This is a genomic window from Lewinella sp. IMCC34191 (assembly GCF_003390935.1).
Taxonomy (GTDB): Bacteria; Bacteroidota; Bacteroidia; order Chitinophagales; family Saprospiraceae; genus Neolewinella.
Map to the genome: position 1 here is coordinate 340,663 of NZ_QNQZ01000003.1, position 14,038 is coordinate 354,700.

Consider the following 14,038-nt stretch of genomic DNA (forward strand, 5'->3'; position numbering starts at 1 on the left):
ATGAAGATCTTTTATAAAATATTCGCAATCTGCGGTCTGACCGTTTTTGCGTGGGCCTGTAGCGAAGATTTCCTCGTTACCCCACCTCAGGGCGTTCTTTCCGAGTCCAACCTTACCGGACAGGAAGGTATCGACGCCGCGCTCATCTCCGCCTACTCCATGCTGGACGGCTACAATGGCAGCGGTAACGGTTGGGGCGCAGCCGCCTCTAATTACGCCTTCGCCAGTGTGGCATCGGACGACTCCCACAAGGGAAGCGAGCCCGGTGACCAGGACGATCAGATCCTCCTGGAACGCTACCAGTGGTTTTCCAATAATCCGCTGCTTAATGACAAGTTTTCCGCCGTTTACGAAGGTGTTCGCCGGGCGAACGAAACCCTGACGCTGCTTGCCAGCAACGAGTCCCTGGATGAGGGAACCCGCAACCGTATCATGGGAGAAGCCACGTTCCTGCGCGCCCACTACCACATGGAAGCCTGGAAGATGTGGCGCAACGTGCCGTACTTCGATGAGAACGCCACGGAGTTCCGCGTACCTAACGACCAGGATATCTTCCCGCTCATCGTCGGTGACTTCGAGCAAGCGGCCAGCCTGCTTCCCCAAAATCAGGACCAGATCGGCCGGGTAACTTCCGGCGCGGCCTATGCGATGCTTGGCCGGCTGCACATGCTGAACGCCAACCTGTCAGCAGCCGAAGCCGCTTTCAATGAAGTGTCCGGTTACAGCCTCAATGAGTGCTTTCACGACATGTTCAGCATAGTCGGCGAGAACGGTCCGGAGATGATTTTCAGCGTGCAGTCCTCCGTGAACGACGGAACGGGTGGCGGTGAAAACGCCAACCACCTCGAGCGCCTGGCCTTCGCACACGCCGGTTCCCCTTACGGATGCTGCGGCGTGAACCAGCCAACCCAAAGCCTCGTCAATGCCTATTTGGTCGATGACTCCGGTCTGCCGCTCATGGAGAATACCCTGAACGACAATCCCAGTGCTGATATGCCCGTCGATCCCCGCCTGGACTGGACGGTCGGTCGCAACGGCGTACCCTACCTCGATCAGGGCATCCACGAAGAAGATTGGATTCGCTCGGCCGCTCTCGGTGGTCAGTACAGCCCAAAGAAATTTGCCTACGCTGACGGGGAAGGATCGAACGTTGGTTGGAGCCCGAACCTGAGCGCGGTAAATATTCCCATCATCCGCTACGCCGATGTACTTCTTTACCAGGCAGAGATCGACGTGAACGCCGGTCGCCTCGAGGATGCGCGCGCTAAAGTGAATATGGTACGGGAACGTGCCGCCAACTGTGCGCAGGGTGACCTGGACGGTGACATCGCCGTCCCCATCGACGCCGAGGAAATTACCTGGGCCGATTACCGGGTCTCCCCCTACCCCGGCCCCTGGACCGACGCCGTCGCGGCTCGCGAAGCCGTACGTCTGGAGCGTCGCCTCGAATTCGCCCTCGAAGGACGCCGTCTGTTCGACCTCCAGCGCTACTCCCGCATCGATGGCTCGGACTACTTCGTACGGACCCTGACCAACTACCTCGCGGTAGAAAGCACCCGTCGTCCGCACCTGGAAACGGCCAACAATCCTACGATGACGAACCTGTTGTTTCCCCTTCCCGCCACCGCGATTCTGCGGTCCCGGATTGACGGACAACCAACCCTCCAGCAGAACGACGGCTACTAATACACCGAAACCTGCCGCTACGCACTAAACGTGCGTTTCTCAAGCCCCCCGATGTTTCGTCGGGGGGCTTGTTGATTCATAACCGGGACAAAGTGTCCCCCATCGGTGTTCTTCGAAGGCCAAATGCTACACCTTGATGCGGCCATACCCAGCGGTAGAAGGTCCGCTATGAGCTCAAGAGATGCACACGGAAGTTCCCCTGGACGTCTACGGTGAGAAACGGTAGAAGTAAGGTGGCTGACGATCGCCCAGCTTCCCCGGGAGGGCCGGAATCGCCTGGCAAAATTTCGTAAATTTGATGTTTAAATGTCTTTCATGCCCGCCTTACCGTTTTGTCGCTTTGCCGTCCCTTGTTTTTGCGCGTTCGTTCTTCTGCTGAGTGCCTGCGATGAGGAGGGTTACACCGCGCCCGAGGGCGCCCTGTTTACAACGGTGGAAGCCGAGGACGCGGGCATCACCTTTATCAATACCGTCACCGAGGGCGAAGAGTATAACCTGCTCAGCTACCGGAACTTCTATAACGGTGGCGGCGTAGCGATCGCCGATCTGAACGGGGATGGACGGAACGATCTTTATTTTACGGCTAACCAGGGACCGAATCGTTTATTCCTCAACCGGGGCGACTGGAATTTCGAAGCGGTGACCAGTGGTGCCGAAGGATCGATGGACTGGAGCACCGGCGTCAGCGCAATCGATGTAAATGCTGACGGCCGGCTGGACCTCTACGTATGCCACTCCGGGAATCCGGCCGGGGAGCGCCGGTCCAACGAGCTCTTCATCAACCAGGGTAATGACGAAAACGGCGTACCCCGCTTCACCGAGATGGCCGTTGCTTACGGACTGGACGATCAGGGCTACAGTACCCAGTCCGCCTGGTTCGATTACGACCAGGATGGCGACCTCGACCTTTATCTTCTCAATAATTCATTCCTCAGCCCGCAGGTGCTCAATCCGGACGGGGAGAATCGGAACGTGCGCGATTACGCCGGCGGTGACAAACTCCTTCGTAACGACTTGGGCCCGGACGGAAGCCCCCGCTTTACCGATGTCTCTGAAGCCGCCGGTATCTACGGCTCCCGCATTGGTTTCGGGCTGGGCTCCGGGCTGGGTGATTTCAACGGCGACGGCTGGACGGACATCTACATCAGCAACGATTTTTGGGAACGGGACTACCTCTACCTCAACCAGCAAGACGGGACCTTCTCCGAGGAGTTGGTCGAGCGAATCGATCACGTTTCGATGTCCTCTATGGGGTCGGACGTCGCCGATCTGGACAATGACGGAGACGCGGACATCTTTACCACGGACATGCTGCCTACGGACAACCTGCGCCTAAAGGCTTCGACGCTATTCGATTCCTACAATTCGGAGTTCATACGGTTTGACGCCAAATACCACCACCAGATGCTGCAAAATTGCCTGCAGATGAACGACGGCACCGGCGCATTCACCGAAATGGCGCACTACGCCGGCGTAGCCGCCACGGACTGGAGCTGGGGGGCGCTGATCTTTGATATGGACCTGGACGGACGCAAGGACATTTTCGTGGCGAACGGAATCTACCGCGACATCACGGACATGGATTTCGTGGACTTCATCGAAGACAAGGATCGCGTACGTCAACTCGTCGAAGAGAAGGGGCGGTACGACTGGCGCGACTTCGTGAGTCTGATGCCCCACAACGAACAACCCAACTACGCTTTCATCAACCACGGCGATCTTGGCTTTATCAACGAGGCCCGTGAATTAGGCCTCGGCAAACCGTCCTTTAGCAATGGTGCGGCTTACGGTGACCTGGACGGCGACGGTGACCTGGACCTGGTGGTCAATAACGTCAACCAGGCCCCTATGCTCTATCGTAACGGGGCGCGGGAAAACGGTCGCCACGGCCTTACCGTAGCCCTCCGTGGATCCGCTGGCAATCAAGACGCTATCGGGGCGAAGGTGACCCTTATCACTTCGCTTGGTCGGCAAGTACTGGAGCAATACCCGACCCGTGGCTACTTGAGCACCGTCGGGCGAGAGCTTATATTCGGACTTGCCGAGGGCGAGACGCCGGAAGCGGTGGAGGTCGTGTGGCCGGATGGAAGGGTATCGCAGGTTGACGGCATTGCCGCCGATGATGAGATTGTAGTCGATTATGCCAAGGCCCATGCTAAGCCTTCCGAGGAAGTCGTGGCGGGTACTGCGCCACCCCTGGTGCTGGACACGAATATGCTGGACGTGGCGGCCCTCCACGTCGAACCCAGCTTTAATGACTTCGATCACGAGGGTCTTCTGCTACGGACACTCTCCAACCCCGGGCCCGAACTGGTCACCGGCGATGTCAACGGGGACGGACTTGAAGACTTTGTATTGCTTGGCTCCCTCGACCATGCGGACCGCTTATACCTACAGCAGGCAGACGGTACGTTCGCCTTCCAAAAGAATGCCAGCCTGGAGGCCACCGCCGGTTACGAAAGCAGCTGCGGAGCCCTATTCGATGCCGACGGTGACGGCGATAACGACCTGATGGTCGGCAACGGCGGAAACGAATTGGCCCGCGAGTCCGCCGCTTACGGAGTACGGTATTATGAGAACGTCAACGGCGAGCTGGTCTACAATCTGATCAAGGCACCGGAGGCCGGCGGGGAAGTGAGTTGCATCGTACCGAAGGACATCGACTTCGACGGTGACATGGACGTCTTCATCGGTGGCCGCGCCATACCGGGGAATTACGGACTCGTCCCGCATTCCTTTCTATTCACCCGCGAAAATGGCAACTGGGTCGATAGTACCCCGGAAGACATCGCCAACGTGGGGATGGTCACCGACGCGGTTTGGAGCGACCTGAACGGCGACCGGCGGCCGGACCTGATCATGGTTGGCGACTGGATGCCGGTCACCATCGCTTTCACGGTGAATTTCGAGCAGATCAGCAACACCTACGAAGTGCCTAATTCTTCGGGATGGTGGAACACGATCGAAGCCGCGGACCTGGATGGCGATGGCCTCGAAGACCTGATATTAGGCAACTGGGGGCTCAACAGTAAATTTACCGCCTCCGTGGAGAAGCCGCTTCGGATGATGACGAAGGATTTCGATGGCAACGGTAAGTCGGAATTCATCGTGGAATGGTACCCCCCCGCCGAGGGTCAGGCCTTCCCCTTCGCCCAGAAAAGACAGCTCCACGCCCAGCTCCCCGGCCTGCGGAAGAAGACGCTGAAGTACAGTGAATACGCCGCCGCCACCTACGAGACCCTGTTCACGGAGGAACAGCGGAAGGGCGCTATTGAAAGTGACGCCAAGCAGCTCCAAAGCTGCGTAATTTGGAACATGGGCGAAGGGAAAGTGGAAGTGGAACCATTACCCTGGCAGGCCCAGGTCAATCCGCAATTCACCGTTGCCGTGGGCGACGTCAATGGCGACGGACGCCCGGACCTGTGGATGGGCGGCAATATCTACGGGCTCGCGCCACAGGTAGGCCGGGCGGATGCGGGCCGCGGTACGCTGCTGCTAAACGACGGCAACCGGCAGTGGCGTTCCGTGCCCCCCTCGGAGGCGGGAATCAAGTTGGCGGGCCAGGTCCGGGATGCTAAGTTCATCGATCTTGCCGACGGTAGCCGCGCCCTGATGGTCGCCCGCAATGATGCCGCCCTGCGGACTTACCGGGTTTCTCAGTCAGCTACCCGCTGACCTTTCGTGCATATCCCATTCACCGATCGATCTATCTCCTGCGCTCCGCCGCCCTATTTAAGTCTATTGAGCATGGAAAAACATGTCTATCTCGCCGCTTTCTGTACGATGTTGTTGTTGGCCTGCGGGCCCGAGCGCGATGCCCCTCTCTTTACCCGCCTGGAGGCGGAACGGACGGGGGTGGACTTCGTGAACCGCACCGGCGAGAGTGATTCCTTTAACATCCTGACCAATGAGTACATCTACAACGGCGGAGGCGTCGGCGTCGGCGACTTCGATGCGGACGGACGGCCGGACCTCTTCTTCACCGGTTGTAATGTACCGAACCGCATGTACCTCAATACCGGCGACTGGGCCTTTACGGACGTGACGGAAACGGCCGGCGTCGGCGGTGGCGACAGGTGGAATAACGGGGTGACCGTGGTGGACGTGAATGGCGACGGCCTGGACGACGTGTACGTCTGCTCCTCGACGCGGGAGGAGGCAAGCGGGCGGGCGAATCAGCTATTCCTGAATCAGGGCAACAATTCCGACGGGGTGCCCACTTTCGTGGATGCCGCCCCGGAAATGGGCATCGCCGACACCAGCCATAACACCCAGGCAGCCTGGCTCGACTACGACCTAGACGGTGACCTGGATCTGTTCCTGCTGGTCAATAAAATGGTTAATAACAAGCGGCCCAACGACTTTAGCCGGAAGGTGGTCGATGGAAGCGGTAGCCGGACGGACAAACTGTACCGCCAGGATCGCGACGGCGACCGCATTTATTTTACGGAAGTGGGAAAGGAAACCGGTATTTTGTTTCAGGGCTTCGCGCTCGCTGTAAGCGTATGTGACCTGAACCGTGACGGCGCACCCGACCTCTACGTCAGCAATGATTACCTCAGTAACGACCTCGTCTATCTTAATACCGTAGACGAAAAAGGCAATCATTACTTCCGGGACATAGCGGCCGGCCTGGTGAAGCATACGAGCTACAGCGCGATGGGCAACGATGTGGTGGACCTGAATAACGACGGGCTTTCGGACATCTTCGTAGTCGATATGCTGCCCGAGGACAACCTGCGGCAGAAGACGATGATGACCGCGAATAACTACACCTACCTCCTGAATCTGGAGCGCTATGGCTATCAGCCCCAATTCGTCCGGAATACGCTCCAGCTCAGCCAGGGCCACCGCCCGGATTCCCTACAGGGGCTGCCGGTGTATACGGAAATTGCCATGCAGGCCGGCTTACCCGCCACGGACTGGAGTTGGGCACCGCTAATTGCGGATTTCGATCTGGACGGTAATAAGGATGTCATCATTACCAATGGCTTCCCGCGTGATATCACGGACAAGGACTTCATGGATTACCACGGCGTGAACGCCCGCTTCTTCTCCATCGATCGCATTCTCGAAAAAATCCCATCGGTCAAACTCCTGAATTACGCCTACCGGCAAACCGAGCGGGAGAATGGCATCCCTCACTTTGAGGATGTCACGGCCCATTGGGGCATCACCCTACCGACCTTTAGCAACGGGGCGGTTTACGCCGACCTCGACCTGGACGGTGATTTGGATTACGTTGTCAATAACATCGACGACCCGGCGCACCTCTTCCGGAACGAACGTGCCGATACCGCAGCAAAGGAAGTGCTTAGCGTGAAGCTGCCCGACGATTTGACCGATGCCGAAGTGTGGGGGTCAGAATTCGCTTACGGCGGCGAGTTCGACCAGCAGACGATTTACCTCCACCCGCACCGAGGCTATCTGTCCAGTCAGGGTCGGGAACTAAATTTTGCCTGGAATGCGGAGGCGACCCTCAGTGTGCGCTGGAAATCCGGGCTTACGGAATCTTTCGGTCCCTTCCCGGCGGCGGGCTCGGTGGAGGTTACCCCGGGGCGCGGCCGGGCGACCACTTTAAATCCCGAGGTAGCGGAAACACTGCTCGAGTCAGTCTCCTCTCCGGACTATGTGCACGAGGAAATGGATTACATCGATTTCAACGTGCAACCGATGTTGTTGCGAAAACTGAGCCAGCAAGGGCCCGGCATCGCCGTAACCGACTGGAACGATGATGGCTACGATGACCTGTACGTCAGCGGTAGCTACGAGAAGCCGGGGACCTGGCTGGAGGGTGGCCGTTCGGGCTTCACCGTCGTCGAAGCTCGCTTCACCGCCGAGGTAGCCCCGGGGCCGGAAGAGTTAGGCTGTCTGTTTTTCGATGCTGACGGAGACGGTGACGACGATTTATACCTCGTCAGCGGGAGCTATGAGCGTAGCGCTCCTGACGGTGCGTACGGCGACCGGCTCTTCCGGAATGAGGGAGGCACCTTCACCAAAATCGAGAACTGGTCGGATACGGCAATAGATTTTTCCGGGTCTTGTGTGCGCGCGGCGGATTACGACCAGGACGGTGATCTCGATTTGTTCGTAGGCGCCCGCGTCCATCCCCACGGGTACCCCAGGCCGGTTGTCAGCCGCCTGTTGCGCAACGAGAGCAAAAACGGTGAGATAAGTTTCGTAGCCGATGAATCCGTCGGGGACCTGCTGGCAGAGGCCACCAACGTTTGCGATGCTGCCTTTGCCGACTTTACGGGCGACGGTCGTCCTGATCTGGTGACCGTAGGGGAATGGGAACCACCACGGTTGTTCGTTAACGGGTCGGATGGCTGGGAACTTTCCGGGCAGGCCGTGCCCGAAAACTGGAACGGTCTCTGGAATAGCCTGGTGGCCACGGACCTGGACCACGATGGTGACCTCGACCTGGTAGCTGGAAACTATGGGACGAATACGATCCTCCGGGCCAGCCCGGAAACACCGGCCACTGCGCTGCTCACCGACGTGGATATGAACGGCACCCTCGATTTTATCCCCTTCCGTTACTACCGGGACCGGCAAGGACGTCAGATGGCCCATCCCTTCTTTGGACGTAGCGACTTTGCCAAACAGTCCACGAAAATCAAAGGATTATACGGAACGCATAGCGCCTACGCCGGAGCTAAAGCCGAGGATTTTCTTCCGACGGACGACCGGGAAGCCTACACTTTCCACGCGGATCGAACCGAGACAGTTATTCTACGGAATGAAGGTGGTGTATTTACCATCGAGCCACTGCCCGCCGCCGCACAGAGCTTTCCAGTTTACGGGGTCATGCCCTTCCCGCTAAATGACGATGATTACACCGACCTACTCCTGATCGGCAACGATTTCGGTGGCGAAAGCGGTCAGGGTTACCTTGATGGAGGTAACGGTCTGGTTTTGCTCGGTGGACCAGATGGTTTCGAGGCACTTACGCCGGAGGCCTCCGGATTTTTCGTGCCCGGCGAAGGCCGCGGCATTGTGATCACTAGCACCCCTTCCGGTCCGCAGATCGTGGCCGCTCAGAATTCTGGTCCACTCGTGATCGTGCGTCCCCGGGGTACCTACGAGCGATCGAATACGGACAGCCCCGTATTGGGTGGGTACCTCGGTCAGTCCAGTCGTCATGCCTGGTACCGCGAGCAGCGAAACACGAATGAGCCCAGCCGCTAGCGGCACCGATGTTGCCGTACAAAGGGGTACACGCTCAGGGCTCTCCGGAACCTGCTGATTTCAAGTAAGCCAACTATAAAAAAGGAGAGCAAGGCAGTACATTACGTGCTGCCCTGCTCTCGGTAGACTCACTTTGACACTCACATAGTTCTGGAAATCTACCGCTTGCCAGAAACTAGAATCGGGTGGCCGGAGGCAGATTATTCCCCGTAAAGGTCAGTACCCAGTATAATGTTTACGTTAAGTGAGCATTTATCCGTTATAACGTCGACATTAATTCAAGTAACCGGCATTCTGAGGGTACCCCCCCAGCGTTCGGTCTATTTGGTTCTGGGGTATCGGGCGCACCACGTGATAATCCTGAATATTCGGACCGCCGACGGGATTATACTCGCGCACTCGTTCCACTAGGGTCATGGTACGGGTCAGATCGAACCAGCGGTGTCCCTCTCCAACAAGCTCTCTGGCGCGTTCGTCCAGGAGAAAATCCAGGTCGACGTCCGATGCCGCGATCTTGATATCTTCTTCCATGCCTGAAACGGCTGACCGCATGCGGATGGTGTTGATGTCTTCCGCGGCACCTTCGGTATCCCCTAGCTGGAGACGGGCTTCCGCGCGGAGTAAGTAGGCATCACCGAGGCGCATCAAAATCATATCCCGCTGCCCCTGCTCGTGCTGGCGGTTGGGCCGTGTCGGGTCGAGCCATTTCTTCAGGGAAGGAAAGTTACGCTCGGTATACTCATCCGCCGTAAGGACCATATAGGGTGTCGCGGCCTGCCGTTCCTGGGTCCAATACGCGTCCTGACCGGGCCCGGGAATGTAGAGCGCGGTGTCACCCACTTCGAATTTGGGTTGACCCTCCGTGCCATAACCCGCCGCCTCATCGGCGGCGGTCCATAGGGGGATGGTAGCCTCGTTGTTGGAGTACCAAACCTGCTTGAAGGATTTGTCGTAACGGGTATCGATTGACCGGTCCCACAGACTGAGCGTGTAATCCGTAGGTTTGAAACGCTTCCACGGGCGGCCGTTTTGGATATCCCGAAGCATACCTGCCTGTACGTCGTATTCCATGATAAAGTACAGGTGTCCGCGGTTTCCGTTACCGTCCAGTCCTTCGTCCACCTGCCCTTTGGAATTTTGCACCGCGAATACAACTTCCGCGTTTTGCTCATTAGAGATATCCCACAGGTCAGCGTAATCATCCAGCAAACGGAAGTTGTAGTTTTCGATTACGCTGTTGAACAGGGTATCGGCCTCCACGGCATCCCCCCCTTCGGCAAAATCGCGGTAGCTCCGTCGAAGGAGTACTTTACCCAGCAGCATTTCGGCGGCCGGCCTAGTGGCGCGACCGTATTCCTCCTGCTCGACGGGCAGGTTTGCAATGGCATACCGCAGATCGGGAATGATTGCTTCGTTGTAAATCGTCCCCTGGCCGGTACGGTTGGCTTCGACTTCTATTCCTTCCGTTTCTTCCAACGTAAGGTGAACGTCTCCGTAAATACGGGTGAGATCGAAATAATACAGCGCCCGTAGGAAGCGGACCTCCGCCAGTCGCACCGTTTTTTCTTCCTCACTCATGCCCTCGAGATCCTGTGACCGGTTGATCACGGCATTCGCCTGATTGATACCGCGGTAGAGGTCGCTCCAGGTATCCCTTATAAATCCGTCCGTGCCGTTCAGGCGGCCGTCGTAGGCATTAATGCCCTTGTAGCTGCCGTCCGCCCCGTTGGTGTAGGTATCCGTACCGAAAACGGTCATGGTAAACCCACGCTCGACTCCGTAGAACGGTTTCATGAATGAGTAGGTCGCCTTTACGGCATCCTCAAAACCGGAAACGGTGGGGTAATAAGTGGCAGCGGAAACACCGGATACGAGTTCCTCCTCCAGGTAATCCGCACAGGAGGGTGCCATCAGGCATACGGCCCCCAGCGCCATTGTTTTGAATATGGTTTTAAACATCACGATAGTATTTTTAGAAGGTGGCACGCAGGCCGCCCAAAATGATCTTGGTGGTTGGAATGAGATCGTCGATGTCCGGATCTTGAGTCTCCGGGTCGAAAGATTCGTAATCGGACTTAAACCAGAGATTCTGCCCGGATACGTAAAGGCGCAAACGGGATAGTCCGATGCGCGAAACGATGTTGTCCGGCACCTGGTAACCCAGCTGGATGTTGCGTAGCTTCACGAAACTTCCGTCGAAGTAGCTCAGGGTAGAACCGTTCCGTGGGCTTTCCTGATTCTCATTCGGCCGTGGGTTGGCATTTGTCGGATTGTCGATGGTCCAATAATCGACGTCGAGGTTGTTGTAGCGGGCGAAAAGGGAGTTATTTCCTCTGTGGAAGCGACTGCTGATCATCTGGCCCTGACGGAAGTACAGGAAGAAGGACAGATCGAGACCGCGGTACTCGAAGCGGTTGGTGAGCCCACCGAAGTAGTCGGGAACGTCCGATCCCAGGATCACGCGGTCATCGGCGGTAATGACGCCGTCACCATTCACGTCGTCCAGTTTGATTTCTCCTGGCACCTTATTCTCCATGGCGTCGGCCATCTCCACTTCATTGGCCTGGTAGATGCCAATCTTACGGTAGTCAAAGAAGACGTTCAGGGGCTCGCCGATAAACCATTGGTTGCCGACGTCGTCGGCGGGATTCCCGTCCGCATCCACCAGGGCAAGTTCCTTGATGGATTCCCGGTAGCCCGATATATTGAAGTCCACGCTCCAGTTAAAGCCGGTAGGATTATTCAGGATACCGGCGCCAAGCACCAGCTCTACACCATTGGTCTGGGTTGCTCCGACGTTCTGCAAAATGTTGTTGTAGCCGGAGGTCGGTGGCAGGTTCCGCTCCAGCAGTAGATTCTCCGTGCTGGTCCGGTAAAACTCGAAGGACGCATTGAAACGGCCGTTGAGCACATCGATATCGACACCCGCATTAATGGTCTTCGATACTTCCCAGCCCAGGGCGGAGTTCGGAATCGAACCCAACGCAAAACCGAAGGCCGGGCTTTCGTCCCAAGCGTAGACGGTACGCTGAAGACCACCGCGTGTCTGGTAGGGATCAACCGACGTGTTACCTACCTCACCGTAGCTGGCCCGCAGCTTCAGTCCGTTCAGCCAGCTGATGTTTTCCATGAACGGCTCGGCACCAACACGCCAACCGACGGAAATGCCGGGGAAGTAAGCCCACTTATTGCCTTCGGCGAGTCGGCTGGACCCATCCGCCCGCAGACTGGCCTGGAAGAGGTACTTACCGTTGATCGAATAGTTGGCCCGGGCCATAAAGGAGGCTAGCTGCCACTCCTCCAGGTTGGAATCGATATTTCCCTTTACCTCACCGGTGGACAGGTTGTAAAACAACTGGCTCTCGTAGGGCAGGTTAGAGACGCTGGACCATTCCTGTTCAACGCGCAGGCTCTGTATGGACTGTAGCAGCGTAATGCCCAGCTCGTCATCCCCACCGATGGTCCGGTTGAAGTTCAGGATATTCTCCAGCGTGTAGCCAAAGTCCTGCTGATACTCCGTGGATGCGTCCGCGGGACCTCCACGGTTATCGTTGGTTTCGCTGCCAAAGAAGGCTCCCCGCCGGTAATAGCGGATGTCGGGGCCGAAATTGGTGGTGAATACCAAACCCTCCAGCAGATTAGCCTTAATGTAGAGCGGCGCGAAAATGCGGGTAACCCGGCGGTCGTCAACCACAGCATTGGGGACGACTTCGGAGAGCGGATTGGTCCGAATACCATCGTTGGTGGGAAGGAACCTGACCGAACCGTCCTCATTGTACGGAACACCCAGTGGGTTGTTAGCCAGGGCTTCTCCGATCGTGGCGTTGGAGCCGAAGTTCTGCAGGGAATTCGAAGCGGTAAAGGAAATACCGGCCTGAAAGATTGGGCTGATCTGCTGGTCCAGGTTCACCCGGGCGGTGAAGCGCCGGAAATCCTGATTGGAGATGATACCCTGTTCGTCGAAGTAGCCAAGCGAAATATTGAATTGCGTAGCCTCGCTACCACCGCGAACGCCCAGTTGGTGGTTCATCTGCCAGCCGTCGTTGAGTACGAGGTCCTGAAAGTCCGTGCTTCGGTTCTGCGCGATGCTTTCGAGTTCGGTGGGATCCAGGAAAACATCCTCATCCGCCGGGATGCTGCCGTTCCATCCTTCACGTTGGCTCTCGCGCTTCATTTCGGCGAATTCCGAGCCGTTCATCATATCGACGGTGTTCAGGGCACTGGTTCCCCCATAGTAGCCATCGTAGCTAACGATCGTACGGCCGGCGGAACCACGCTTGGTGGTCACGATCACGACACCGTTGGACCCCCGGCTACCGTAAATGGCGGTAGCCGCCGCGTCCTTAAGGACTTCCATGGATTCGATATCCTGTGGATTGATGTCCGCAATAGCACTGGTACCGCTGGTTTGGGGGATACCGTCAATGACGAATAAGGGGTCGTTGTCGGCCGCGATCGACCGGCGGCCTCGGATGCGAATCGTCGGGTTGGAACCGGGGCGGCCTCCCGGGCTGATGATATCCACGCCGCTGACCTGACCCTGCATGGCGGCTACGCCGCTCGAGGTAGCGATTTTCTTGATCTGTTCGTCATTTAGGCTGGATATCGCACCGGTTACGTCGCGCTTCTTCTGAATGCCATAGCCTACGACAACTACCTCCTCCAGGGTTTCAGCGTCTTCACTCATGACCACGTTGAATTCGGATTGGTTACCAACCTGGACGATCTGACTTTCGTAGCCCGTGTAGGTGATGACCAGATGGGGATCGTCTCCCTGGACATCGATTCCAAAAGTTCCGTCGATATCGGTCACGGTTCCGTTCGTGGTGCCTTCTTCCAGTATGGTTGCGCCGATGAGCGGCATCCCACTCTCATCAGTGACTGTTCCGGTGATCATTCGCCACGGAAAACGGTCAGGGGGATTTTCGGCCGCGGACAAGCCGGTCAAGCCGCCCAGCAGCAGCAGTAATAAAATCAGTCGCATGATCAGGATCGATTTAGTGAGTAAAGCATAAAATAGCGGTCCGCCCATCTAAGGCCAACCATAGTTTCATATCTGCCGCTAATACTACAACTAAATTGTATAAATGGCAACTAAAGAATAATTTTTCAGCCTGCCCCGATCTGTTGTCAATACAAGCTTTAGTCTTAATAGCGCTGT

The 14,038-nt window shown here is 57.1% G+C and carries 5 protein-coding genes; 3 read left to right on the forward strand and 2 right to left on the reverse strand.

The window, feature by feature from the left end; all coding sequences use genetic code 11:
* The 3 genes from DRW39_RS08620 (at position 1) to DRW39_RS08630 (ending at position 8,877) form a co-directional block, all read left to right on the forward strand.
* Positions 1 to 1,686: a RagB/SusD family nutrient uptake outer membrane protein gene (locus DRW39_RS08620; protein ID WP_116106621.1), complete on the forward strand. Its 1,686-nt coding sequence runs from the start codon at positions 1 to 3 to the stop codon at positions 1,684 to 1,686.
* Between the two features lie 315 nt (positions 1,687 to 2,001).
* Positions 2,002 to 5,361, forward strand: a complete 3,360-nt coding sequence (locus tag DRW39_RS08625) for an FG-GAP-like repeat-containing protein (protein ID WP_198664826.1) — start codon at positions 2,002 to 2,004, stop codon at positions 5,359 to 5,361.
* A 72-nt stretch (positions 5,362 to 5,433) separates the two neighbouring features.
* Entirely contained in the window at positions 5,434 to 8,877 is a 3,444-nt protein-coding gene (locus DRW39_RS08630; protein WP_116106623.1) for an FG-GAP repeat domain-containing protein, read from the forward strand.
* Positions 8,878 to 9,150: 273 nt separating this feature from the next.
* On the opposite strand, the gene DRW39_RS08635 is transcribed toward DRW39_RS08630, so the two are convergent.
* Together DRW39_RS08635 and DRW39_RS08640 are read right to left on the reverse strand one after the other, a co-directional pair.
* Positions 9,151 to 10,836 carry a RagB/SusD family nutrient uptake outer membrane protein gene (locus DRW39_RS08635; protein WP_116106624.1) on the reverse strand — a complete coding sequence of 562 codons (1,686 nt, stop codon included), beginning with the start codon at positions 10,834 to 10,836 and terminating at the stop codon, positions 9,151 to 9,153.
* Between the two features lie 13 nt (positions 10,837 to 10,849).
* Complete coding sequence (locus tag DRW39_RS08640) at positions 10,850 to 13,861, reverse strand: SusC/RagA family TonB-linked outer membrane protein (protein WP_198664827.1); 3,012 nt, start codon at positions 13,859 to 13,861, stop codon at positions 10,850 to 10,852.
* Positions 13,862 to 14,038 lie beyond the last annotated feature (177 nt).

Coding starts and splice junctions, on each gene's coding strand:
- DRW39_RS08620 (WP_116106621.1), top strand. CDS start 1: ATGAAGATCTTTTATAAAATATTCGCAATCTGCGGTCTGACCGTTTTT.
- DRW39_RS08635 (WP_116106624.1), bottom strand. CDS start 10,836: ATGTTTAAAACCATATTCAAAACAATGGCGCTGGGGGCCGTATGCCTG.
- DRW39_RS08640 (WP_198664827.1), bottom strand. CDS start 13,861: ATGCGACTGATTTTATTACTGCTGCTGCTGGGCGGCTTGACCGGCTTG.
- DRW39_RS08630 (WP_116106623.1), top strand. CDS start 5,434: ATGGAAAAACATGTCTATCTCGCCGCTTTCTGTACGATGTTGTTGTTG.
- DRW39_RS08625 (WP_198664826.1), top strand. CDS start 2,002: ATGCCCGCCTTACCGTTTTGTCGCTTTGCCGTCCCTTGTTTTTGCGCG.